The following is a 26613-nucleotide window of genomic DNA, read 5'->3' on the forward strand; positions in this document are numbered from 1 at the left end:
TGGTATCATTATTGTCTATGTTTATCGTTGTGTCTTATTTTACTTATCGCCAAAAACAAGAATAAAGCTGTTAAGCAGAGTTGCTGCGCTTACTCGTTTAATTTCTTATTTGGCTATTACCAACATGCGACTTTATGCATAAAAACTATGATGTATAAAAAATAGGCGGTATGACACAATACAATATTAGGCACTGATTTAAAACTAAAAAGCATGCTTTTTACCAATCAGTGTCATCACTGCCACAATAATAAGACCAACCAACAACCCAATCATGCCATTTATCACATTGACGGTTAATCCAGAAAATATCCCTGTTAAGTCAGCGATATGCTCAACTTCATCATGCAAAAATTGGATACCATGCACCAAAATACCACCTCCCACCAAAAACATGGCAAATGTGCCAGCAATGGATAAACATTTCATCAGCTTAGGGGCAGATATTAACAGTAAATGGCCAATTTTTTGTTTGCTATCACTGTTTTGTTTAATCAAATACAAACCCAAATCATCTATTTTAACAATGCCTGCCACCAAGCCATAAATGCCAACGGTAATCAAAATGGCAATGGTTGATAACGCCACAGCTTTGGTCATAAATGGTGCTTGTGTCATTGTGCTTAATGCAATCACCACAATCTCAGCAGACAAAATAAAATCGGTGCGTATCGCCCCTTTGATTTTATCTTTTTCATAAATAACCAAATCCATCTGTTCATTCACATGTGCCAGTTTATGAACTTCAAACGTTTCATCATGTTCAGACAAATGTGGCCAAAACTTATGTAGCACCTTTTGAGCCCCTTCATAGGACAAAAACAATCCCCCACACATCAAAAGCCAAGTTACCAACGGTGGATAAATGGCACTTAAAAATAATGCCAATGGGACTAAAATCACCTTATTCACCAGTGAGCCTTTTGCCACTTCCCACACCACAGGCAATTCTCGACTGGGATTCACACCACTGACTTGCTCAGCGTTTAATGCCAAATCATCACCCAACACACCTGCTGTTTTTTTCATCGCCACTTTGGACATCACCGACACATCGTCCATGATTAAACTGATGTCATCTAATAATGCCAATAAACTTACCGAAGCCATCATCACCCTCAAAATCACTGATTAAAAACTTAAAAGCCAAAAATGGTTAAGAAATTTAGCATGACATGATGCTTAACATCACATTGCTCTTTTCTTACATCACATTTAACATCATATTATTGATAGCCAGTCTAGCCAATTTATTTGACAATGACAGCCCATATTTGATAAAAAATGTATCCAAATGCCATAAGCAAATTATAAATGCAAATTTTGCCTAATTTATGTTAAAATGAATTCTTTTTTCCATGTTTTTACGATTATCCGCAGTTTTTATTCATATTCGTATTTCATACTGCATTGTCTGCTGTGTATGGTCTACTCTATATGCTCTGCTCTGTACGATGACTTTTTAACCACAACCAATCAATCATAACCAAACCACTCAAACCAAATCACTGATGAATCATTTAGGATAGATGTTATGCGTCCATTTTCTAAAGCACCCTTTACCACCTTAAGTGTTGCCTTAAGCTTAGCCATGCTCTTAACAGCTTGTAGTGCCAATGCTGATTCAAATGACAAGCAAAGTAACAAAAACAACACCCAAACAGCTCAATCTGAGACAGTCAAGACCGCTTCAGCTCAACCCACCCAAACCATCATAGCCGACAGCCCAGAGGCACAACAAGTACTAGACAATGTGCGTAACAATCTAAAGAAATCTGGCATTGATATCAATATTCTATCAATCAAACCCACTGCTGTGGATAACATCTACTGGGTCAGCTCAAGTGATATGGCACCATTTTTTACTGACAAGCAAGGCAAGCACGTCATTCAAGGGCAGATTGTACAAGTGGGAGATGCCGAACCTGTGGACATTTCTGCCAAGCTAATGCAAGATTTTGCCAAAGACAAACTGGCAGCCGAACCCATCACGGACATGGTGGTTTATCCTGCCAAAACCGATACCAAAGCGGTAATCTATGCCTTTACTGATGCCACTTGTCCCTACTGCCAACGCTTACATCAAGACGTACCAACCTTAAACGAAGCAGGGGTTGAAGTGCGTTATTTGGCATGGCCAAGAAACCCACAAGCACTGACCATCATGCAATCTGTATGGTGTGCTCCTGATCGCAAATCTGCCTTTGAAAAAGCCAAAAATGGTGGTCAAAATCCTTTAGCAACCTGTGATTCAGCGGTCAACCGTCATACCGAACTGGGTTTTAGCTTGGGTGTGCAAGGCACGCCTGCGGTCTTTGATGAACAAGGCAGACAGCTTGGCGGTTATCTGCCTCCCAACCAGTTGCTTTCGGAATTGGGTCTGTAACAGATTGGGTCTGTGATTTTAACTTAACTTTCTTTGCTGATTTATTTGCTTAGTTGCTTAGCTGGTTATTTTTAGTTAGTGAGTTAAGTTTAAGTTTTTTGAGTTTAAATTGACGTTTAAGCTCTTAAACTTTTAAGCTGTTACATGAACACTTTAAACAATTTTTGCATTCAACAAAATACACGAGGACGTTGTGAATAACCCCATCAGATTGGCTGTTTTAGGACTTGGTACAGTTGGCACAGGTGTGGTTAACCTGTTAAAAGATAACCTGACAGAGCTAAAACGCAGAAGTGGCAAAGACATCATCATCACCCATGTTGGCACACGCCGACAACGTGATGACATAGACAGTCAAATTAAGCAAAATGCTGACTTAATGTCCATTGTTGCCAGCGATGATGTGGACATTGTCATTGAAGTCATTGGTGGCACAACAGTTGCCAAAGACGTGATAACCCATGCCATTCAACATGGTAAGCATGTGGTAACTGCCAATAAAGCATTGTTGGCAGAGCATGGCAATGACATTTTTGCCTTAGCAGAACAACATCATGTGCATGTGGCATTTGAAGCATCTGTGGCTGGGGGAATTCCGATTATTAAAGTCATGCGAGAATCCCTTGCTGCCAATAAAGTCGATTGGCTGGCTGGCATCATCAATGGGACAGGCAATTTTATTTTAAGTGAAATGCGTGATAAGGCAAGACCCTTTGCTGATGTGCTGAGCGAAGCACAGCAGTTAGGCTATGCCGAAGCTGACCCCACCTTTGATGTGGAAGGCACAGACGCCGCTCATAAGTTGGCATTATTGGCATCGATTGCATTTGGTATGCCACTGGCTTTTGAACATGTGTATTGCGAAGGCATCACCAAAATCACCAACCAAGACGTGATGTATGCCCAAGAGCTTGGCTATCGCATCAAACATTTGGGCTTTGCCAAACGTCGCACACTCAATGATGGCAACACAGGTATTGAATTACGAGTTCACCCCACTTTAATCCCAGAAGACACCTTGCTTGCTAATGTCAATGGCGTTAAAAATGCCGTGCTTATCGATGCTCACCCATTAGGACAAACCTTGTATTATGGCGATGGTGCAGGAGCAGGAGCAACCGCATCAGCAGTCATGGCAGATGTCATGGATTTGGTGCGTGTGTTGAGTGTGGCAGATGGTGGGCATCATGTGCCACATTTATCCTACCACCCCGACCACTTAAACACACCCACATTATTACCTGCCGAACAAATGCTCACAGGCTACTATTTACGCTTAACCACCCTAGACCACCCAGGGGTATTGGCAACCATCACACAGATTTTAAGCGATGCAGACATCAATATTGATGCCATCTTACAACAGCCAGACCATGACCATAGTCATGATACATTGTTGCCAAATCAGCAACGTGAGCCGTCTGCCAATCATACCCCAAACATCGTACCTGTGGTGATTTTAACCCAACCCATCACCGAAAAAAACATGAATGATGCCATCACTAAAATGGAAGCACTGGACATCATCAAAGATAAAATCGTACGTATTCGCCTAGAAGAGCTGGATTAAACAACTGGATAAAGCAAAAAATCGTGATAAGAGTCTGCTTATGCCAAGCAGGCTTTTTTATCGGCCATTTTTTATCCTCCGTTGCCGTAAAACCACCGCCTTCAGGCGGTCGATATAAGGCAATTGTTAGATGCAATAAGTTTTGCTATACTCATCTCACTATATTCAATGTCTTACATTCCAAAGTTAAGTTAAGACTAAATTGCGAGTGCGCAGTAACTTAACTGGTAAGACGTTTCCAAACACACACTTAAGCTAATTCGTGTCTATGACAATCCTAACGGTAGGATTAGCTTAAAATAAGAACCTAAGATGTACGGGCGGTTGCCACTATCTTAGGCTTGCGGTGGGGCTTCACCGTCTTGCAGAAGGAATCCCCGAACGATAGGGAGGGGAGGAAGTCAAATGACACACTGTTTAATAAAGGAATGAATCATGTCAAACAATGCCACAGACCCAATTGTCATCGTAGGTGGTGCGCGCACTCCCATGGGTGGATTTCAAGGGGACTTATCACCACTGACCGCACCAGAACTTGGTGCTGCTGCCATTAAAGCTGCCGTTGAACGTGCTGGCATACAACCTGCCGATGTTGATGAAGTCATCATGGGCTGTATCTTAAGTGCTGGTGTTGGTCAAGGCCCTGCCAGACAAGCCATGCGTAAGGCAGGATTGCCTGATGACACCGCCGCCGTTACCATCAATAAACTGTGTGGCTCAGGTCTTAAAGCAGTCATGCAAGCTGCCGACAGCATCACCGCAGGCAGTGCCAACATCATCGTTGCTGGTGGCATGGAGTCGATGACCAACGCCCCTTATCTGATGCCAAAATCTCGAGCTGGCTATCGCATGGGGCATCAAGAAGTCAAAGACCACATGTTCTTTGATGGCTTAGAAGATGCAGAAACAAATAAACTCATGGGACAATTCGCTCAAGAAATGGCAGACAAACGAGGCTACACTCGTGAGCAAATGGATAACTTTGCCATCGAGTCATTAAACCGTGCCAACAACGCCATTGCTAAAGGGCATTTTAAAGACGAAATCGTTCCTGTTACCGCCAGCACTCGCAAAGGCGACATCACCATCGACACCGACGAACAACCCGGTAATGCCAAAATCGATAAAATACCCAACTTACGCCCAGCATTTGCCAAAGATGGCACCATCACCGCCGCCAATTCAAGCTCCATTTCAGATGGTGGTGCTGCCGTCGTACTGATGAAACAAAGCCTTGCCAAAGAAAAAGGCTTAAACCCACTGGCTCACATCGTTGCTCACACCACCAGCTCACGCCACCCCAGTGAGTTTACCATTGCCCCTGTTGGTGCCATTGACAAATTACTAAAAAAGACAGGCTGGCAAGCTGATGATGTCGATTTATGGGAGATTAACGAAGCCTTTGCCATGGTAACCATGGCAGCAATGGACGAGTTTAACCTTGACCATGACAAAGTCAACATCGAAGGCGGCGCTTGTGCGTTAGGTCACCCCATCGGCTGTTCTGGAACTCGTATTTTATGGACACTCATCAACTCACTCAAACGCACAGGTGGCAAAAAAGGCGTGGCAACCTTGTGCATTGGAGGTGGTGAAGCGGTGGCGGTTGCCATTGAGATGCTCTAAACCTTAGTATGAACACCTTACCACATGCTACGGTTAACCTGCGATTAATGTGGCATGGTTAACTTAGCATATCTTAGTGTGTGGTTTTTTAGTACATGCTTAACAAAAAAGACCCCAAAACAGGGGTCTTTTTTTACTGGCATCAGTTTGGTTACATTGGATAACATACCTTTACTCAAAGATACCCTTTATTCACCAGTTTATACACTTTGCTACTTTTTGCCTATAGTTCAATCAACCTTGCATTGATAAGATGAACATCATTCAAATAAACAATGAGCATTATTAAGACAGTCATCAAGTTAATCAAAATGTCCGATTTTCATTGATGGTTTTTTTATTGATGGTTGATGGATTTTCGATAATCAGATGATTGATTATCATCAATGAATTTTTATCCATCATTTTGTACAAAGGATTGGTTAATATGCTGGATAATAACAGTGTATTCAGCCACTCACAACCCCTTCCCTTTCTGTTCTATGTTAATTTTAGAAAGGTCATACCAACGATAATTTAAGGAAATATTTATGAGTCAGTTAATTCGCTTAAAAGACATTCAAGCCACTCACGCCGATTTATTGGGTGATGATTACTACAACCCAACTGGCAAAACTGCCTATGCCCGTAATGAAGATAAAGTGGGTAAAATTGATGGTGCGTTGGTAGAAGACACCACTGGCAAAATCCGTTACTTAATCACTGATGTTGGTGGTTGGTTTAGTGAAAAATTGGTATTGGTGCCAGCTGGGTTGGCTCGTATTGTTGGTGATGATGTGTTCTTTGACTCACTAACCAAAGCTCAAGTTGAGTCCATGGAAGCTTATGATGAAGATTATCAGTATTCTTATGATGAGCAATACCAAAAAGATCGCCAAGCTTTTGTGGCTGATACATTATCCGATGAAGAGCGTGTTGACCTTAAAGAAGAACATTACAACGCCCCTAACACCCTTGAGTTATTAGAAGAGCGTTTGACTGTCAATAAAGACCGCATCGTTTCTGGATTGGTTAAGATTGGCAAGCATGTCGTCTCTGAAGACCGCAAAGTTGAAGTTGAATTAGAAGAAGAGCGTGCCCATATCCAACGTAACGAAGTGAACCGACCAACTGACCGTACCATCGGTGAGGGAACTGAATCTGTTGAAGTTCAGCTTGAAGCAGAGCGTGCCAATGTGTCCAAACAAACCTATGTGACCGAAGAAGTCAGCCTTGGTAAAACCACAGAACGTCATGTTGAAACCATCATTGAGACCATTCGCCGTGAAGAATTAGATGTTGATAATGATGGTAACATCGTCGATAAAACTGGCAACATCGTTACTCGTGATGACATCACCGCTGATGATGTTCGCAAATATCGTAACAAATAATCCCAAACGATGGTCTGATTCCAGCAATCATGCCATAACCATACCAAAACAACAACTGCCTGGCTTGGTGGTTGTTGTTTAAGTGGTTCTTATAAGTCAGAAGCAGATGCTTTCTGGCTTTTTTTATCATATCAGTCATCAATCATATCGTTGACAACCTAATCATGAATGACTTAATCATTGATGATTTATCAGCAGACAACAGGCAAAAAGGACACAATCATGCCAAATCAAACCAATCAAAATGGCCAAACCCAATCACATGACCAGCCAAATAGCCAGCTAAATAACCAATCCAATAACATGGTGGATAATCAATCAAAACAAACAGATGAAACATCGGCTAAACACACATTAGAGTTATTAGAAGAGCGGGCAATTGTCAATAAAGAACGGGTCATCACAGGTAAGGTTCGTATCAGTAAACGCACAGAAAATAAGGTTGTGCATGTGCCAGTTGAGTTGACTGAAGAAACGCTAATCATTGAGATAGATAGCCGTGGACATCAGGCATTGTTTGATGGCAATGCAGATGATGTGTTTGTCGAAAACAAAACCCAAGCCAACCCCATTCAGATACTTATCAATGGAGAGATGCGTGTCTTAGGGAACGAGCCTATCGAGTTAAAGGTCGCTAAAGATGTTGCCACCATCAGCACACAGACTTATGTTGCTGAAGCCATTAACATTGATACCATCAGCCATCACCATATCGAAGAAGTGGCTTATCAGTTGCGTCATGAAGTGTTGGACATTGATGAGAAACGGTTTGATACAGATGACAATGGTTAAAAAAAGCAATCAATAAAAAAAGCAATGGATAACAGACAGGTAATGACGCTTAAGCTTAAAACCATTGACTTAAAGCCATTGACCAAGCAAAATCCCCAACAGTGCCAGGGATTTTGTTTGTGTTCGATTGTTTTTGTTATAATCAGTTCTATTAAAGTTTGCCGTGGCATTGCTTGTATTTTAGTCCAGAACCACAAGGACAAGAGGCATTACGACTGAGGTTGAGATGAGCATAAGGATTGGCACTGTGGTTATTATCCATGCTGTCAGTACCCTGCCGTTGGGTATTGGTGGCTGTTTGGGTGGCTTGTCCTTGTTGCATCATGGCAGTGGCGGCTGAGCTGATGCCTTTTTGAAAGGTCATGCTCATATTGGTGCGTGGACGTGATTGGTGATTGATGGGCTGAGTGTCTGCTTCACCACCCATCAAGCTGCCTGCCTGCTGATGTTCAAACTGCATCTGCATTCGTTCGGCTGCCAAACGACGCTCTTCTTGTAAGGCTTTAATCTCTTCTGGGGTAGGCACATGCACACGGGATAAGTCTTGCACTGTGTCTGAGCGGATAGCCCCTAACATGGACTGGAATAAATCAAATGATTCTCGTTTATATTCTTGTTCAGGGTTTTTTTGGGCATAGCCACGCAAGTGAATGCCTTTGCGTAATTGATCCATTTGGGTAAGATGTTCTTTCCAGTGGCGGTCAAGACTTTGAAGCATCAGATGTCGCTCTAGGCGACTGGCATTTTCTTCACCCATTTGTTCACGGCGTTGATTAAATCTGAGCAAAGCAGTATCAATGATTTTATTTCTTAACGCTTCTTCGTCCAAACGTCTATCAGCATCTAACCAGTCATTGATGGGCATGTAGGCTTTAAATTCATCTTCCAGTTCATCTTCCAGTCCATCAATATTCCATTGGTCTTCAATAGAGCCTGGTGGGATAAATTGGTCGATTAATGCGTGATAGACACTGTGGTGCATGTCGATGATGGCATCTTTAAGTTCAGATTCTGCCAACAGCTCATCTCGCTGTTTGTAGATGACTTTACGCTGTTCGTTGGCGATGTCGTCATATTTCAGCAAGTTTTTGCGGGCATCAAAATCTCGTGCTTCAACTTTGCCTTGAGCATTTTCGATGGAACGAGACACTATTTTATGCTCAATGGCCTCATCTTCTTTGAGTCCAAGCGACCGCATCATGTTCACCACACGTTCACCTGCAAATATTCGCATCAAGTCATCTTCCAATGATAAGAAAAATCGTGACATGCCGGGGTCACCTTGTCGCCCTGCTCGCCCACGGAGTTGGTTGTCAATACGGCGTGACTCGTGACGTTCTGAACCGATGATGTGTAGACCACCTGCCTCTACCACTTGTTGATGCTTGATTTGCCATGATTGCTTCAATTGTTCTTTATCAGCAACGCTAAGCTCATCTGGGTTTTCAATTTGGGCCAACCAGTTACCACCCAAAATGATGTCTGTGCCACGCCCTGCCATGTTGGTGGCGATGGTAACCGCTTTTGGGCTGCCAGCTTGGGCGATGATTTCCGCTTCACGTTCGTGCTGTTTGGCGTTTAATACGTTGTGTTTGATGCCCGCTTGATCCAGTAGGTAAGACAGCTCTTCGCTGGCTTCAATGGTGGCAGTACCGACAAGAACGGGGGCGCCTTTTTGTTGGATTTGCTGAATTTCTCGGATAATGCCTTGGTATTTACCCAATTTGGTTAAAAAAATCTGGTCGTCCATGTCAATGCGAGCAATGGGTCGATGGGTGGGGATAATCACCACGTCCAAATCATAAGTGGATTTAAATTCTGCCGCTTCGGTGTCAGCAGTGCCTGTCATGCCAGAGAGTTTGTCATATAAGCGAAAGTAGTTTTGAAAGGTGGTGGTTGCCATGGTTTGGTTTTCGGGTTGAATGTCTACCCCTTCTTTGGCTTCCATCGCCTGATGTAAGCCTTCTGACCAGCGTCTGCCCGGCATGGTTCGCCCTGTGTTTTCGTCAACAATCACCACCTCACCTTCGTGAACAATGTAGTTGATGTTTTTGATGAATAAATGATGGGCTCGAATGGCTGCCTGCACATGAGCCAGTAAAGGCAAGCGACTTGGATTGTAAAGACTTTCATTATCGGCAAGTAGGCCTTTTTCTGTCAAAAAATCTTCGATTTTTTCATAGCCTTTTTCACTGATTTCTATGGTGCGGTTTTTTTCATCAACCCAAAAGTCTTCATCTTCGTTATGTTTGTTGGCTTCTTCATCTTTGGAGCGTTTAAGACGGGGAATAATGTCGTTGATGAGTTGGTACATGTGGGCAGAATCTTCAGCCTGCCCTGAGATGATAAGTGGGGTACGAGCTTCGTCAATTAAGATGGAATCAATTTCATCAATGATGCAATAATTAAGTGGTCGTTGTTTTTTTTCATCAAGGCTAAAAACCATGTTATCACGCAGATAGTCAAATCCGTATTCGTTATTTGTACCATAAGTGATGTCGGCTTGATAAGCATCAACTTTTTCTTGTGGGGGCTGTTGTGAATAAATCACGCCAATGCTCAGACCCAAAAAATTAAATAAAGGCTGGTTAAGTTCGGCATCACGTTTGGCAAGATAGTCATTAACCGTTACCACATGCACGCCTTTACCGCTGATGGCGTTGAGATAAATCGCTAAAGTTGCCATCAGTGTTTTGCCTTCACCTGTTTTCATTTCAGCAATTTTGCCTTCGTGTAAGGTGATGCCACCAATCAACTGTACGTCATAATGACGCATTCCTGTGATGCGAATGGACGCTTCTCGGCACACCGCAAAGGCTTCTGCTAACAGACCATCTAAACTTTCTCCATTGTCATATCGTTGTTTAAATTCAGCAGTTTTGGCAGTTAGCTCAGCATCGCTTAAGGCTTGAATGGTTGGCTCTAAGGCATTGATTTTTTCTACACTGCGACGCATGCGTTTGAGTTCACGGTCGTTTTTTGTGCCGATGACCTTGCTGACGACTTTTTGTAACATAACTTTTACCTGGATTAATCAATGCGATGGACCATGACAGAGAGTGTCTGTTGTCATTGTCCCATCTTTTTAATGTCTGCTTGATATGGATAATAAAAAAATGGGTTATCACACATGGGGGCGTGTGATAAATTTGCCTATTATATATGGTAACGGTTCAGATAGATACAAGGTTAAACAGGTAAACATGTTACACTATCGCTGATTTTTTTATTTTATGATTTGAACGTTATGCCAAACAACACTTCCGCTCACGATACTCCCATTAATGACACTCCCATTAATGACACTCCCATTAACCCTGCTGACATTCACAAGACCGATGATGGCAGTCATAAGATTTTATATATTCATGGTAAGCCCTATGATTTAAGTCAGCACACACCCATGATGCAACAGTATCTGACCTTAAAAGCAGATTACCCCAATGCGTTGCTGTTGTATCGCATGGGCGATTTTTATGAATTATTTTTTGATGATGCTAAGCGAGCTGCTCAGATTTTGGACATTACCTTAACCAAACGTGGATATGATAAAGCAGGCAATGTGATAGCCATGGCAGGCGTACCATTTCATGCAGCAGATAGCCATATGGCAAGACTGATTGCTGCAGGGCAAACGGTGGTGGTGTGTGAGCAAGTTGAAGACACCCCAAAAAATCTTATTTTAGATGATAAAACAAAAGACAAAACCAAAGCTGACAAAGCCAACCATGGCATCATGAAACGTGAAGTGGTCAAAACGCTGACAGCAGGCACACTCACTGATGATGCACTTATCGGACAAGAACAAACCCCAAGCGTCATGTCAGTTTCTGCTAAATTTGATAAGAAGTTTCATAAGAAGTATGATAAGCGTCATCATCAAAAAAACACTGTGTATGACATCGGTGTGGCAAGATTGGACTTAAGTGCAGGACAAATCGTGTGCCAAAGTCTTAGCAGTCATAGCCTAAACGAGTTATTGGCACAGCTTGCTGATGTCATTGGGCGGTATGACCCAAGCGAGTGTATCATCAGTGAGCGTTTGGCTCAGCATGGCGTTTTTGATGTCATGGCTGATGAACCTGATGATAAGTCAAATCAGTCAGCTGATGCACAGCGACCCAACAAATCAGCCAACAACATCACAACTGGTGCAAATCATTTGGCAGATTGGCTAAAGCAACATTTAAGCTGTCCTGTCATTGAAGTTGCCCATAATGATTTTAGCTTAGAACATGCGGCCGCCACTGTGCGTCAGCAGTTTAGGGTGGCTCACTTGCAAGGGTTGGGTTTAGATGCTTCTGATGGCTCAATATCCCAAGCGGTTACCCAAGCCAGTATTGCAAGCTTGATACACTACGCCAGACAAACCCAACGCCAAGCCATCGCTCATCTTAATCAACTACACGTTGAAAGCCATGCTGATTATTTGGTCATTGACGACATCAGCCAACGCAATCTTGAGCTATTTACCCCTGTTAATCCTGCTGGTACGTCCTTATTTAAAGTCATCAATCATTGCCAAACCCCAATGGGTAAGCGTCTGTTACGCAATCAACTCAAACGCCCATTGACCAATCGAAATCACATTGCCCTGCGTGCTGATGCGGTCAGCCATTTGCTTAATGCCCCAGCAAATGAATCGTCAAATAGGACATTGACTGATGACATAACAGACAAATTAGCCCTAATTGGCGATGTGGAACGCATCAGCAGTCGCATTGCCTTAGGGTCTGCCAAACCCACAGATTTGATTAAGCTAAAAGATGCCATCACTCACGCCAGCGATTTGCATCAGCGGTTGACCACAACATTTATCAATCAGCAAACAGGGCTGTTGGCGTTATTGGTAGAGCAACTTCCCCCAGCCCAGCCCAAATTACAACACATTGCCAGCCTGCTTAGCCATGCCATCACAGACTTACCCCCTACCCACATACGAGATGGTGGCGTGATAAAGACAGGTTTTGATGAGCATTTAGACCGCCTAAGACATTTGCATGAGCATATTGATGATACTTTGGCACAACTGACCGTTAAGCTTGCCAAACAGCACAATCTACCCAACCTAAAAACTGGCCATAATAAAGTCACTGGCTTTTATTTTGAATTGCCCAAGGCTCAAGCCAAACAAGCACCAACCATGTTTGTTTCTCGCCAAACGCTAAAAAATAATGAACGATTTGTTACCGATGAGTTAAAACGCCTTGAAACTGACTATCTGTCCGCCCAAAGTCAAGCGTTGGCATACGAAAAGCAACTTTACCAAACCCTACTAACCAACTTGCTTGACGACATTACCCACTTGCAGACTCTGGCTCAAGCCCTTGCTCAGGTTGATGTCATCAATAATTGGGCATCGCTTGCCAAACAATACCATTGGCAACGCCCAACTTTTAGTGATGATACTGGCATTTTGGACATTCAAGCAGGTCGCCATGTGGTTTTAGAAAGCCAAATTACCCACACCCCCCTAGCCACCACTGGCAAACACATGCCCCATCACCCATCAACTTACTCCAGCTTATCTGCTCAGCGGTTTATGGCGAATGACTGCCAGCTTGGCACGCCTAGCCACCCCGAGACATTATTGCTCATCACAGGGCCTAACATGGGTGGTAAATCCACTTATATGCGACAAATTGCACTTATTGTGCTGTTGGCATGTTGTGGCAGTTATGTGCCAGCACAACAGGCAGTGATTGGTAACATTGACCGCATTTTTACCCGTATTGGTTCAGCAGATGACTTGGCAGGGGGCAAATCCACCTTTATGGTGGAGATGATAGAGACGGCAAATATCCTAAATCGAGCAACCAGACGTTCATTGGTACTCATGGACGAAGTGGGACGTGGCACCAGCACCACTGATGGATTGGCAATTGCCCATTCGTGTGCCAAGGCACTGGCAGACTTGGGCTGTTTGACATTATTTGCCACCCATTATTTTGAGCTGACTGTTTTAGCAGACTCCCTACCCACCGCTCGCAATGTGCATGTGTCCGCCACGGAGATTGATGGACAACTGCTGCTGTTGCACCAAATCAAAGTAGGCAGTGCCAACTCAAGTTTTGGGTTGCATGTGGCAAAAATGGCAGGTATCCCAGCGTTTGTATTAGACAACGCCAAGGCCTATCTTAAGAAAAACGACACAAGACAAACAGGACAAAAAACAAATGATGACAATCAAACAATAGACAACCAAACAACAGACAACCAAACAGCCAAACAAGCATGGTCTGAATTATGCCAACAAATAACGTCCGTTAATCTGGATAACATGACTGCCAAACAAGCGTTGGATTATTTGTATCAATTACAAAAACAGCTGAACACAGATGACCCGCTTTAATTTTAAACATTTGTTGTGATTTGAGAAATGCCAATAAAAGGCGTAAAATAGGGTTTTCATCATTTTCGTTTTAACTACGTTTTAGTTTTGACCACTTTGGTTTTTATTACGTTAAATACGGCCATTGAAACAGGTAGCCTGCCATGACCTTTGTTGTTACTGATAACTGCGTCCGTTGCAAATACACTGATTGCGTTGAAGTCTGTCCCGTTGATTGCTTTTATGAAGGACCAAACTTTTTGGTCATTCATCCAGATGAATGTATTGATTGTGCCTTGTGTGAACCTGAATGCCCTGCTAATGCCATTTTTTCTGAAGATGAAGTGCCTAAAGGACAAGAAAATTATATCAAAATCAATGAAGAGCTTGCTGATATTTGGCCAAACATCACCGAGAAAAAAGATGCCCTTCCAGAAGCAGAAAAATGGGACGGTGTGGCAGACAAGTTGCAATATCTTGAGCGTTGAATTTTGAACGTTGATGATTCAACGATTGATTCAGTTGCCCTATCCAACACACACGATGCCCGCTTATGCGGGTATTGTTATGAAAACCACATCTACCAATAATAGCCACACCCACTAATAACTACACCCACTAATAACTACACCCACTAATAATCATACCCATTAATAATCACATAAGAATCCTTGCCCATGCCCGTTAATTTCCCTACCCTTATCCATGATGATGACTCAGTTCATCACGATGACGCCTCTTTTGTCCAATCAGAGCATCTGTCGCTGACAGTTACTTGTGCTGAAGGGTTGGAGATGCCATTACAAATAGAGCTTGCCAGCCTTGGCATTGACAGTCATGTCGCAAGCATCGGACGCTTAAATGTTACCGCCACACTTGAACAAATGTACCGCATTTGCTTGTGGTCAAGAGTGGCATCACGAGTGCTGATGCCACTTGGCAAGCACGACCTAAACAGCCATGATGACATTGCTGAGCAGTTATATGGATTTGCCAAAACCATCAAATGGACATCGCTGTTTGGCATTCAAAACAGCTTTGCCATTCGAATAAGCGTAGACAAGCGGACACCAGTCAATCAACAATTTGCCATGTTGCGTATCAAAGATGCCATCGCCGATACCTTTAATAATGCCTTGGGTGAACGCCCCAATGTGGACAGCAAACAGCCTGATTTTGCTTTTGTGGCAACGGTTAATGATAAGCAAGCCTTGTTGTATTTGGATTTATCCGGCACCAGTCTGCACCGTCGCAGTTATCGGATTGCCATGACTGATGCCCCCTTAAAAGAAAATTTAGCAGCAGGGCTACTTTATACAGTGGGCTGGCATACTGACGTAATCGACCATCACAACACAATGACAACCCAAGAATCCCAAAATACCCAGACACAAGATACCCAAACACAAAATACCCATATCCAAGCCAAAACAACCACCAAAACAACCAATAGCCATCTAAACCCACCCACATTCACCGCCTTGATTGACCCCATGTGTGGCTCAGGCACATTCATCATCGAAGCCTTATTGATGCGATGTCATTATGCTGTGGGGTTGGACAAAGCAGAAGCGCACTTTGGCTTTTATGCCTGTGATTTTCATGACAGCATACTTTGGCAACGCATGGTCAGTGAAGCCCAGCAACGCTTTCATCAACGTGTGCAAGCTTTTGCTCAAGGTGAGCTGCCGTTACCGAATATTTATGGCTTCGATGTCAATGCCCAAGCCATCAAAGCCACTCACCGCAATCTGATTGGTGCAGGTTTGGGTGATTTGGTTGGTCTTATCACCTTACAACAACGTCCATTGTCTCAGCTAAATCATGCGTTAACTGATGCCATTGGCTCAGGTAAACTCAATCACGCCCTTATCATCACCAACCCTCCATATGGTGAACGCTTAGGTGGCGATGAGCGTATCGATGTCATTAAGCCTTTGTATCAAGGATTGGGACTGCGTTTGCATGACTTGTTTGGCGGTCATTTTTTAACCAACTTATCCACATCAACCAATTTATCCATGCCAACGCTTGCGGTGTTGGCATCACAGATTGAGCAAGCCGATGTGCTTCCCATTCATGCTCCCCAAACGTTACGCTGTCATAATGGGGCATTGACCGTGTATTTCCGTTATGGCACATTGAGCTGTCCTAGCCCCTTAAAAACTAGCCCCTTAAAAAACAACCCATCACTTTGTCAAACTGGCTTGAATGTGGACAGTCATTTTGCTCAATCACTCATCGGACAATACCAAAAACAACCCGTCAAGCTTGCTGATGCTCAAGACTTTATCAATCGCTTACAAAAAAACTTAAGCAAACGACAAAAGCTTGCAAGCAAACAGGGGATTACCAATTTACGCATCTATGATGCTGATTTGCCCGATTTTAAGGTAGCGGTGGATTTGTATGGCAATCATGCCCATGTGCAAGAATATGCCGCTCCCAAATCCATTCCTGCTGACACCGCCAAAAAACGCTTTCATTTGGCACTGCAAGGCATTCGTGATGTGCTACAAATCGATCGTGAACACGTATTTATCAAAACTCGAACCCGTCAGTCAGGCAATGAGCAATACAGCAAGCAAAGCAACAAAAAAAGCAAATTTTATGTCATTAAAGAAGCCGATGCTTATCTGTACGCCAATTTTACTGATTATCTGGACACAGGATTGTTCATCGACCATCGCAACATGCGACAGCTCGTTAAGCAAGCAAGCCATGGCAAGCATTTGCTCAATTTATTTGCCTATACTTGTACTGCCAGTGTTCATGCAGCATTGGCAAATGCCAAATCGGTAACCAGTGTGGATTTATCTGCCAACTATCTGGATTGGGGCAAGCAAAATTTTGCCTTAAACGGTCTGGATTTATCAGACGACAAGTATCAGTTTATAACAGCAGATGTGTTTGAATGGATAAAAGGACACACCAGCCAGTACGATGTCATCTTTATTGACCCACCCACGTTCTCAAATTCTAAAAAATTCCAAGGCACATTTGATGTGCAACGTGATCATGTCGCCTTAATTAACCGTGCCATGAACCGCCTAAACAATGACGGTGTGTTGTATTTTTCCAATAACTTCAGTAAGTTTGAGCTTGATGACAGCTTGCGTCAACGTTATCACGTCAATGACATTACCCATCAGACCATCGGATTTGATTTTGACAACAAAAAACCCATTCACCACAGTTATCAAATCACCCACAAAACCATTGCCAACCTAAAAAACAACAAACAAACAAAAACAGCCCAACCAGTAAACCCTAAACGACCAAAATCAAAAACCAACAAATCAAAAACCGACAAATCAAAAACCAACAAAGTTAAGCAAGTCGCAAAAATGGCAAAGGTCGAATAGGTACAACACGCCCTAAACAAAAGTCATGAACACAGGAGCATAACCATGAGCCATATCAACGATGACCCCCAAACAATACAACAAACAATGCAAAAATACAGCTTTGTCAATGACTATGGCGAAGGCGGACACCCTGATATTTTATCGTTAATGACTGCCACCAATCTTGAACAACACTCAGGGTATGGTACGGACGCTTACTCAAATACAGTTCGACAAATGATAGAGCAAACCATTGGTAAGACACTGTCTGTTCATTTTGCTTCAGCAGGCACACAAACCAATTTGGTATGTTTGGCTGCCATGTTACAACCGATTGAAGGGGTGATTTGTGCCAACAGCGGTCATATTGCCGTTAATGAAGCTGGGGCAATCGAAGCAACAGGGCATAAAGTCATCACCGCTGACAGCACTGACGGAAAATTGACGGTCGCTGCCATCGAAAAGGTACTCAAACGCCATACCCTTAGCCCCCATGTGGTCAAGCCCAAAGTTGTCTATATCTCTAACAGCACCGAGCTTGGCACTGTATACACTCGTCAAGAGTTGGCTAAACTGTACCAGTTTTGTCAAGATAAAGGCATGTATCTGTTCATGGACGGAGCAAGATTAGGGGCGGCATTGGCAAGCACTCACCAAGACATGACCTTGGCAGACATTGCTCGCCACACCGACATGTTTTGGTTAGGTGGCACAAAGATGGGGGCGTTATTTGGCGAAGTCATCATCATTCCCAACCATGAATTTGCCCAAAACTTCACGCTATATCAAAAACAACACGGAGCATTGCTCGCCAAAAGTCGCATTTTGGCTCAGCAATTCATGGTACTGCTCAAAGATGACTTATATCTTGATTTGTGCCGTCATGCCAACCAAATGGCAACTCAAATCGGTAATGCCTTTGTTACTAATGGATTTGAGTTACAAGCCCCTGTACAAAGTAATCAGGTATTTGTCATCTTAAACGATGCGATGATTAACAAACTTAGCCAGCATGTTCATTTTTATGTGTGGAACGAATTAGACAATGGGCAAAAAGTTGCCCGTTTTGTCACTTCATGGGCAACCAAAGCGGATAAGGTTGCCAAACTGTTGGCATTGATTAACGACACAAATTAACAACACAAATTAACAACCCCAATCAAGTACCCAAAGACAATGTAACTAAGACACAATGGGACTGAAAAACAATGGGGCTGAAACAATGCGGCTTAACACGCCTTAGTATTTGGTATTGCTTAAAATATCTGTTAACAATGCTTGTAATTCATCGCTGGGTTGACTGGTTTGTAAATTCATTAATTGCGACAAATCTCCTATGATTTGGATATCGCCTTGCAAAAAATACTGTATCAGCAAATGACTTGATGGCTGAGTGAACAGCTCAGTCAATGTCTCTTTACTGACCAACACGGTGCTTTTTGCCGTACTGTCCATGCCCTCGACCACCATGGCATCTTTGATATAAAAATTACCTGCCTCTTTTGGGGTATTGTGAACCTGCACATTCAGGTGCAACTGTTGCATGGCAGGCGACAGATGCAAATCCCCTAGCGAATGAAGTTTGTCTTTAACCATCATAAACCAAGCAGGGGTTAAGAATTTTTCCATAATATGACTCTTTTTAGCATAAGATTTTTTTAGCACAAGATTTTAAGCATAAGGCATGACAGCCATCACCAAAACAACCCCACCAAAAACATCAAATACCCCATATTTATACACATTTTTTTTAAGGAATTTGAAAATTTGGCGGTAGAATGGGTGATATTTGGGTTAAATTGCGTTACAATAATGACATTCCATCATTCTATTCTATCAAATTGTGAGTGTGGTTTAAATTTGTAAGTCAATTTGCGTTTGTATATTCTGTATACCCCCTAATATCTTAATGTTGTCTATATTAGCAAACGCAACCTTTGTTTAACTACTTTTTTTACGTTTGATAATAGCTGTTGACAATTCGGGCTGTAAAGGAATTTTCCAATGAGTTTACATGACACAGCAGTAGCCCCCATCGATAAAGAATATGAGATTACGCTCATTCGATTTTTTACCATCATGACGGTTGTGTGGGGCATCGTCGGTATGACGGTCGGTGTTTTTATTGCCTCTCAGTTGGCTTGGCCGGCACTCAATTTTGATATCCCGTGGCTGACCTTTAGTCGTTTAAGACCCTTACATACCAATGCGGTGATTTTTGCCTTTGGTGGTTGTGGTTTGTTTGCCACATCTTATTACATTGTGCAACGCACGTGTAAAACCAGACTGTTCGCACCTTATTTGGCGTGGTTTACCTTTTGGGGTTGGCAAGCCATCATCGTGGCAGCTGCCATTACTCTGCCTTTGGGTCTGACTTCATCTAAAGAGTATGCCGAACTAGAATGGCCAATTGACATTGCCATTGCGTTGGTTTGGGTGGCGTATGCGGTGGTGTTCTTTGGCACGCTTATCAAACGAAAAACCTCTCATATTTATGTGGCGAACTGGTTTTTTGCTGCCTTTATTATTGCCATTGCTCTGCTACACATTGTTAATAGCATGGCGATACCACTGAGCATGTGGAAGTCTTATTCATTGTTTGGTGGTGCAACTGATGCCATGGTGCAATGGTGGTACGGTCATAATGCGGTGGGCTTTTATTTGACTGCTGCATTTTTGGGCATGATGTATTATTTCGTGCCTGTGCAGATTGGTCGTCCTGTGTATTCTTATCGCTTGTCCATCATTCACTTTTGGGCATTGATTGCCTCTTATATGTGGGCAGGTGGACACCATTTGCATTATTCAGCATTGCCTGACTGGGCTCAGTCTTTAGGCATGGTGTTTTCGGTTATTTTGTTTGCACCTTCTTGGGGCGGTATGATTAATGGGGTATTAACCTTGTCTGGTGCATGGGACAAATTACGCACCGACCCCATCATTCGCTTTTTGATTGTGGCATTGTCTTTTTATGCCATGTCAACTTTTGAAGGTCCGATGATGTCGATTAAGACCGTCAATGCACTATCACACAACACTGACTGGACAGTAGGTCATGTGCATTCAGGTGCATTAGGCTGGGTAGGTATGATTACCATCGGCTCTATTTATGTATTACTGCCACGCATCTTTAATAAGCCAAAAATGTATTCCATCAGTTTAATCACTACCCACTTTTGGCTTGCCACAGCAGGTACGGTATTTTATATCGTGTCCATGTGGATTTCAGGGATTGGTCAAGGCATGATGTGGCGTCAGACCAACCCTGATGGGACGTTGATTTATAGCTTTGTGGATACGGTAGAATTTTCTCATTATCCTTATATTGGTCGTGCATTTGGTGGTTTACTTTATGTCAGTGGCATGTTTGTGATGGCATATAATGTTTATAAAACCATTTTAATGCCAGATGCCAAACCTGTCGATGCAGCTGACCCAACTGACCACAGACCTGTCATCGAAGAAACCCCAACGGCAAACGTATAAGGAGATGTCATCATGGCTGGAACTCCCCATGAACTAATTGAGAAAAACACTGGTCTGTTGGTCATTGGTATTGTCATTGCCATCAGTTTTGCAACCTTAGTTGAGATTGTGCCACTTATTTATGATGGTACTGCCCCTGAAGAAGGCGGTGTCAATCAGCCATTACCCACCATGAAACCTTGGACCGCCCTTGAGCTTGAAGGTCGTGATATTTATATCCGTGAAGGCTGTCATGTCTGCCACACACAAATGATTCGTCCCCTGCGTGCTGAAGTTGAACGTTATGGTCCTTATAGCCGTGCAGCAGAATCCACTTGGGATCACCCCTTTTTATGGGGTTCTAAACGCACAGGTCCAGACCTTGCTCGTGTGGGTCAGCGTTATTCTGATGAATGGCAACGTCAACACTTGATGCGTCCACAATCACTTGTGCCTGAGTCTGTCATGCCTGCATTCCCTTGGCTTGCGGATAATGAAGTTAACGGCGTGAAAGTACAAGAAAAAATGCGTCTGTTCCGTGACCGTTTTGGCGTGCCTTATAGTGAAGAACAGATTGAATCAGCACCTGATGACGTGTTGGGAGCGACTGAGATGGACGCCATCGTTGCTTATCTACAGCAACTTGGCACTGCCATGCAAGGTCAACGCTAATGGACTTAGGGTTATTACAAAGTATCGCTACCGTTGCTGCTTTTGTGGCATTTATTGGGGTGGCTTGGTGGGCATACTCACCTAAAAACAAACAACGTTTTGAAGATGATGCAAAGCTTGCCTTAGATGACGACATCAAAAAATCATCTAAGCAACAAAAGCACTAAGGATTAACAATGAGCTTATTTTGGAGTTCTTGGATCAGCATACTGTCCATTGCCTGTTGGCTATTTATCTTGGGAGTTTTGGTATTTAACCTAAAATTTAAACCCAAGACACAAGACGATGGCACAACGGGCCATGAATACGACGGTATCCGAGAATATGACAAGCCATTACCAAAATGGTGGCTGGCAATCTTTTGGGGTACGATGATATGGGGCTTGGCTTACTGGCTGTTATTCCCTGCCATCATACCACACGCATGGGAGGGTATCACCACAGTGCAAGTAGACGGTCAAGAAGTGCCTTGGTCTTCACATAACGAGCTTGTCAGTGATTTGCAGTCTAACAACCAAGTGTTCGTTAATAACTTTGAAAACTCAGTTTTGGCCGATGCTGGTGCGACCGCCGCCATGCCCATTTTAGCGGATTTACGTCAATTGCGTCGTGCTGGTGATGCGTCTGCTAACGAACAAGAAATCAAAGCCAAACTGACTGAGCTTGCCCCTTATGTGGTGAGTCTGTCTGAAAATCCTGAAGCACAAAAAATTGGCAGTCGTCTGTTTTTACAAAACTGTGCGGTTTGCCACGGCTCTAACGCTCAAGGTTCTTTAGATACAGGTCTGGGGTATCCCAACCTAACTGACGCTGATTGGCTATATGGTGGAGAAGCTGAAAATATCTTAACAACCCTACACTTTGGGCGTGTGGGTGGCATGGCAGCATGGCGTGATACCATTGGTGAAGATGGTGTGCGTGCCACCGCCGAATATGTCTTATCCATCTCTGGCAATCAAAATAATGTTGAGCTTGATAACACCATGGTTGCTCAAGGTAAGGCGATTTTTGATAAAAACTGTGTGGTCTGTCATGGTCAAGATGCCAAAGGCACATACGCCACTGGTGCTCCTAACCTAACCGACAACATTTGGTTGTATGGCAACAGCCGTGATGATATCCGTGAGACCATACGCCACGGTCGTGCTGGGGTGATGCCAGAGTGGCAAACCAAGCTTGGCGATGAACGTGTGATGCTGCTTGCCGCTTATGTGTACGCCATTTCAGAACGCCCCACTGCCCAATAACCTGCCATTGCATCATTGACCAACAATCCAAAAGACAAGCCATGGCTTGTCTTTTTCATACTGCTCTTTTTCATACTGCTCTTTTTTATACCACTTACTTGGGGCTTACCCAGCATTCAAACCGTATTTTATGGTATAATACATGCAGTTTTATAGAGCTAAAATTTTTAAAAAGCCATTTTTAAAAAGCCAAAGACGCTCAACCACGCATTAACAGGCTTTTTTGTTATCCCCCATTCTCTACCCCACGCTTAGAACAGGTATGGTAGATGCACTTGCGATGACCTAATCGCTATCGAGGTCAACCATGACAACGCCCACTCCAAAGCAAAATTCTGATAACTCTGCCAACCCTAATAACCCTAATAACCCTAATACTGATGGTCATAATACCAATCAAAAAGCCAAAAAGAATAACAAACAGCCAAATAAAATCCAAGCCACTGACATCAGCCAGCCAGCAGAACCTTTTAAATTACCCGTGCATCAAATTGATGCAACCAAAAAAGCGGTGCATCCTAGGTTTACTTCTGGCAAATACCAAAATATTCGCTTGGTGAGTATGTATTTTTTATTGGTGTTATTTTTGCTATTGCCTTGGATACGCTATGATGGCAGACAGGCAATTTGGTTTAATTTTCCTGAGTCACAGATTTATCTGTTTGGAATGACCTTTTTGCCACAAGATTTTTATTATTTTGCCTTCTTTTTTATTGTGGCGGCGTTTGCTTTATTTGCAATAACGGTGTATGCAGGGCGTGTGTGGTGTGGCTATGCCTGCCCACAAACCATTTGGACGCATTTATTTCAACATGTTGAAAAATGGGTCATCGGTGAGCGTAATCAACGCATCAAATTTGACAAACAGCCAAACAGCCCAAAAAAACTCTTCAAAAAAGTCTTGATTAACGTCATCTGGCTCATCATCTCAATCATAACCGCTTTGACCTTTGTCAGTTATGCAGTGGGAACAGATGCCTTATACTTTAACTGGCAAAGCATCGCTGGTATCCCCTTTCCCAACTGGTCAACCTTGACTTGGGTGGGCATGGGCATCTTTGTGTTCTCAACCCACATCAATGCAGGCTATATGCGAGAACATATGTGCATTCATATTTGTCCTTATGGCCGTTTTCAAAGTGTGATGTTTGATAAAGACACCTTAATTGTTTCTTATGATTATCACCGTGGTGAGCCAAGGGGTGCACGTAAAAAAGGCACACAACCAACACATTTGGGTGAGTGTGTGGATTGCACCATGTGTGTACAAGTGTGTCCGACAGGCATTGATATTCGTGATGGTTTACAAGTGGAGTGTATCCAGTGTGCGGCATGTATTGATGCTTGTAATGACATCATGGATAAAGTGGGTTATCCCCGTGGGTTAATACGTTACACCACAGAACGACAACTGGTTGATGGTGAAAAAACCAAAATTCTTAGCCCACGTATCTTTGCTTATGTCATTTTACTTGCGGTATTAATAGGTGGGTCGATTTATTCGTTAATGGGACGTGTGCCATTAGAGATTGACATTCGCCGAGACCGTGGGCAGTTATCAACCAAAAATGCTCAAGGCATGATACAAAACAGCTATGTCATTAAGCTGACCAACAAAACCCAAGAAAAGCAATATTATACTGTTACATTACAAGAAACAGATGGCTTAACGCTGGACAGTCGATTTGACCGTATTCCATTACAACCCAGTGAGAGCTTTGACATGCCCATCACCATCATCGGTGACCCAAACATAATCACACAAGCATCAACCCCCATCACACTGACTGTTACCAGTGAAGATGGCAAATACACCGCCAGTAAACAAAACGTCTTCACCACTGCGGGGCATTGATATCATGACACGGCACACGTCCACTTCTCGCCCAACTCAATCCACACCCAAGGCAAATCATGTCTGGTATAAAAACCACATGGTTATTATCTTTGTCATTGGTCTGCCTTTATTGGTGGTGGTGGCTTGTATTTATCTGGTGGTGTATTCAGTAAAAATACAAGACAGTGTGGTCAGAGATGATTGGTATATGGACGGTAAAACCTTGTATCAAGATGTGTCTCGGGACACATTGCTGTATGAGCTTGGCATTACTGCTGACATGACCATCGATACAGATGGACAGATTAATTATTATTTACACTACCCTAAAGAAAGTTTCACCACTGGCAAACTGCCTGATGGCACATCGTTAGCTTATCCAAGCACACTACAGATTGACTTTTCTCACGCCACCGATGTTACCAAAGACCGCAACACCACCTTGGCACATCAATCCGATAACCATTATACGGCAAAAGTGGATTTGCATGCTTTATCTGCCAAATATTACATACAGGTCAGCCATGACCAACCCCCTAATTGGCGTATGCGACAAATTGCCAAACTGCCTGCTGGCACAACCACCAATATTCAATTTGAGCCACTGCCATCAGTCATCAGCAATGGCGATGATAAAGGCAATGGTAACTGATGCTATAGTAAAGGATTGATGGTGGGAATTTTATGATTGGGCTTATGATTGGTTTTGGCGTTGCCATCATCAGCATAACTGCCAAGCTTAGGCTCGGTCGGCAAACCCATCTCAATCAACTGTGCATTTTGCCCAACTTGAATGTTATCACCTTCAAAATGACGTTGATTGTCATCACGGTTAAGCTGTAGACGTTCAAAATCAAATAAGTTGCGGTCTGCCAGTTGTGATGGAGCAACGTTTTGTAAGGCACGAAAAATAGAAGCCAAACGTTGCGGATGAGCATTATCCCACTGTCTGAGCATGTCATTAATCATGGCACGTTGTAGATTTTCTTGGCTACCACACAGACCACAAGGCACAATGGGAAACTGCTTATAACGAGCGTATTTGATGATGTCTTTTTCTTCAACATATGCCAAGGGGCGGATAAGCACATTTTGCTCATCATCACTCAGCAATTTGGGTGGCATGGCTTTTAGTGTGCCACCGTGAAATAAATTTAAGAAAAAAGTCGCCAAGATGTCATCACGGTGATGCCCCAAGGCAATTTTGGTTGCCCCAATCTGCTTGGCAAACCCATATAGCGACCCACGTCGCAGGCGTGAGCAGGCAGAACAATAAGTTTTGCCTTCTGGCACAACGGATTTGACAATGCTATAGGTGTCTTTTTCTAGAATATAATGGGCAATGCCTTGACGGTTAAGATACTCTGGTAAAATATGCTCTGGATAATTGGGTTGTTTTTGGTCAAGATTGACCGCCACCACATCAAAATTAACTGGGGCAATGCGTTTTAAAAACAGCAAAATATCCAACAAGGTATAACTGTCCTTACCACCAGACACACAAACCATCACCACATCGCCTTCACTGATCATATTAAAATCACGGATAGCCCAAGATACTTGCTTACGGATTTTCTTTTGTAATTTACGAAAGCGTAGTGAATTGATGGTGTCATGGGCATTGTTGGCATCATCACCATCATCACCATCATCACCATCATCAACATTGCCAGTACTGCCAATTTCATCAGCCCCATCAGACCAATGGTCATTCTGATGATTATCATGGGAATGTTTGGCTTGTTCAAACATGTTCGCTGGGTCAGCATTGGCAGGATTAAAAACATTGGGATTAAAAACATTGGGATTAAAAACCATGGCAGTATCAGTAGAATTGGGGTTCTTGGGGTTCATAGTAGTCATAGCCGTCATAAACAGTCATTAATTGTTAATTGTTGATTGTTGATTGTTGATTGTTAATAGTCATTAATTGTTGGCACAAAAATGGCAGGAGCAATGTTGTTTGT

General features: G+C 43.1%; 19 protein-coding genes. 15 read left to right on the forward strand and 4 right to left on the reverse strand.

The window, feature by feature from the left end; all coding sequences use genetic code 11:
* Nucleotides 1-204: 204 nt before the first annotated feature.
* Nucleotides 205-1110 carry a DUF808 domain-containing protein gene (locus tag WDM69_RS05805; RefSeq protein ID WP_078307049.1) on the reverse strand — a complete coding sequence of 302 codons (906 nt, stop codon included), beginning with the start codon at nucleotides 1108-1110 and terminating at the stop codon, nucleotides 205-207.
* Nucleotides 1111-1534: 424 nt separating this feature from the next.
* Here WDM69_RS05805 and WDM69_RS05810 point away from each other — a divergent pair, with 424 nt between their 5' ends.
* From WDM69_RS05810 to WDM69_RS05830, 5 genes are all read left to right on the forward strand, one after another.
* Nucleotides 1535-2386, forward strand: coding sequence for a DsbC family protein (locus WDM69_RS05810; RefSeq protein ID WP_078306787.1), 852 nt, complete (start codon nucleotides 1535-1537; stop codon nucleotides 2384-2386).
* 193 nt (nucleotides 2387-2579) lie between these two features.
* Nucleotides 2580-3956, forward strand: coding sequence for a homoserine dehydrogenase (locus WDM69_RS05815; RefSeq protein ID WP_338755103.1), 1377 nt, complete (start codon nucleotides 2580-2582; stop codon nucleotides 3954-3956).
* 435 nt (nucleotides 3957-4391) lie between these two features.
* Nucleotides 4392-5582, forward strand: a complete 1191-nt coding sequence (locus tag WDM69_RS05820) for an acetyl-CoA C-acyltransferase (protein ID WP_338755104.1) — start codon at nucleotides 4392-4394, stop codon at nucleotides 5580-5582.
* Between the two features lie 530 nt (nucleotides 5583-6112).
* Entirely contained in the window at nucleotides 6113-6955 is an 843-nt protein-coding gene (locus WDM69_RS05825) for a DUF2382 domain-containing protein (RefSeq protein WP_078306790.1), read from the forward strand.
* A 222-nt stretch (nucleotides 6956-7177) separates the two neighbouring features.
* Complete coding sequence (locus WDM69_RS05830; protein ID WP_158077860.1) at nucleotides 7178-7747, forward strand: YsnF/AvaK domain-containing protein; 570 nt, start codon at nucleotides 7178-7180, stop codon at nucleotides 7745-7747.
* 151 nt (nucleotides 7748-7898) lie between these two features.
* On the opposite strand, the gene secA is transcribed toward WDM69_RS05830, so the two are convergent.
* The gene (gene secA / locus WDM69_RS05835) at nucleotides 7899-10763 is read right to left on the reverse strand and encodes a preprotein translocase subunit SecA (RefSeq protein ID WP_338755106.1); all 2865 of its coding nucleotides are present in this window, start codon (nucleotides 10761-10763) and stop codon (nucleotides 7899-7901) included.
* 231 nt (nucleotides 10764-10994) lie between these two features.
* Between secA and mutS the strand changes: the two genes are divergently transcribed.
* The 4 genes from mutS to WDM69_RS05855 all read left to right on the forward strand — a co-directional run bounded on the left by mutS (nucleotide 10995) and on the right by WDM69_RS05855 (nucleotide 18562).
* Nucleotides 10995-14099 (forward strand): DNA mismatch repair protein MutS, encoded by a 3105-nt coding sequence (mutS, locus tag WDM69_RS05840; protein ID WP_422393257.1) that lies wholly within the window; start codon nucleotides 10995-10997, stop codon nucleotides 14097-14099.
* A gap of 143 nt (nucleotides 14100-14242) precedes the next feature.
* Nucleotides 14243-14566, forward strand: coding sequence for a ferredoxin FdxA (fdxA, locus tag WDM69_RS05845; RefSeq protein ID WP_078306793.1), 324 nt, complete (start codon nucleotides 14243-14245; stop codon nucleotides 14564-14566).
* A gap of 306 nt (nucleotides 14567-14872) precedes the next feature.
* A complete protein-coding gene (gene rlmKL, locus WDM69_RS05850; RefSeq protein WP_240494869.1) occupies nucleotides 14873-17443 on the forward strand; it encodes a bifunctional 23S rRNA (guanine(2069)-N(7))-methyltransferase RlmK/23S rRNA (guanine(2445)-N(2))-methyltransferase RlmL in 2571 nt (856 codons plus the stop codon).
* 45 nt (nucleotides 17444-17488) lie between these two features.
* Nucleotides 17489-18562, forward strand: a complete 1074-nt coding sequence (locus WDM69_RS05855) for a threonine aldolase family protein (RefSeq protein WP_240494841.1) — start codon at nucleotides 17489-17491, stop codon at nucleotides 18560-18562.
* A gap of 102 nt (nucleotides 18563-18664) precedes the next feature.
* On the opposite strand, the gene WDM69_RS05860 is transcribed toward WDM69_RS05855, so the two are convergent.
* The gene (locus WDM69_RS05860) at nucleotides 18665-19054 is read right to left on the reverse strand and encodes a hypothetical protein (RefSeq protein WP_078306795.1); all 390 of its coding nucleotides are present in this window, start codon (nucleotides 19052-19054) and stop codon (nucleotides 18665-18667) included.
* A gap of 375 nt (nucleotides 19055-19429) precedes the next feature.
* Here WDM69_RS05860 and ccoN point away from each other — a divergent pair, with 375 nt between their 5' ends.
* From ccoN to WDM69_RS05890, 6 genes are all read left to right on the forward strand, one after another.
* A complete protein-coding gene (ccoN, locus tag WDM69_RS05865) occupies nucleotides 19430-20911 on the forward strand; it encodes a cytochrome-c oxidase, cbb3-type subunit I (protein ID WP_078306796.1) in 1482 nt (493 codons plus the stop codon).
* Between the two features lie 12 nt (nucleotides 20912-20923).
* On the forward strand, nucleotides 20924-21562 hold the full coding sequence (gene ccoO, locus WDM69_RS05870) for a cytochrome-c oxidase, cbb3-type subunit II (RefSeq protein ID WP_078306797.1): 639 nt from the start codon (nucleotides 20924-20926) through the stop codon (nucleotides 21560-21562).
* Nucleotides 21562-21729 (forward strand): cbb3-type cytochrome oxidase subunit 3, encoded by a 168-nt coding sequence (locus tag WDM69_RS05875; protein ID WP_078306798.1) that lies wholly within the window; start codon nucleotides 21562-21564, stop codon nucleotides 21727-21729. The genes ccoO and WDM69_RS05875 overlap by 1 nt, the downstream gene beginning before the upstream one ends.
* A gap of 9 nt (nucleotides 21730-21738) precedes the next feature.
* On the forward strand, nucleotides 21739-22809 hold the full coding sequence (locus WDM69_RS05880) for a c-type cytochrome (RefSeq protein ID WP_078306799.1): 1071 nt from the start codon (nucleotides 21739-21741) through the stop codon (nucleotides 22807-22809).
* 448 nt (nucleotides 22810-23257) lie between these two features.
* A complete protein-coding gene (gene ccoG / locus WDM69_RS05885) occupies nucleotides 23258-24664 on the forward strand; it encodes a cytochrome c oxidase accessory protein CcoG (protein ID WP_338755893.1) in 1407 nt (468 codons plus the stop codon).
* Nucleotides 24665-24668: 4 nt separating this feature from the next.
* Nucleotides 24669-25298: a FixH family protein gene (locus WDM69_RS05890; protein ID WP_338755107.1), complete on the forward strand. Its 630-nt coding sequence runs from the start codon at nucleotides 24669-24671 to the stop codon at nucleotides 25296-25298.
* 2 nt (nucleotides 25299-25300) lie between these two features.
* On the opposite strand, the gene ttcA is transcribed toward WDM69_RS05890, so the two are convergent.
* Nucleotides 25301-26254, reverse strand: coding sequence for a tRNA 2-thiocytidine(32) synthetase TtcA (gene ttcA, locus WDM69_RS05895; protein WP_422393273.1), 954 nt, complete (start codon nucleotides 26252-26254; stop codon nucleotides 25301-25303).
* Nucleotides 26255-26613 lie beyond the last annotated feature (359 nt).

Source organism: Lwoffella lincolnii (genome assembly GCF_037201985.1).
Lineage (GTDB): Bacteria > Pseudomonadota > Gammaproteobacteria > Pseudomonadales > Moraxellaceae > Psychrobacter > Psychrobacter lincolnii.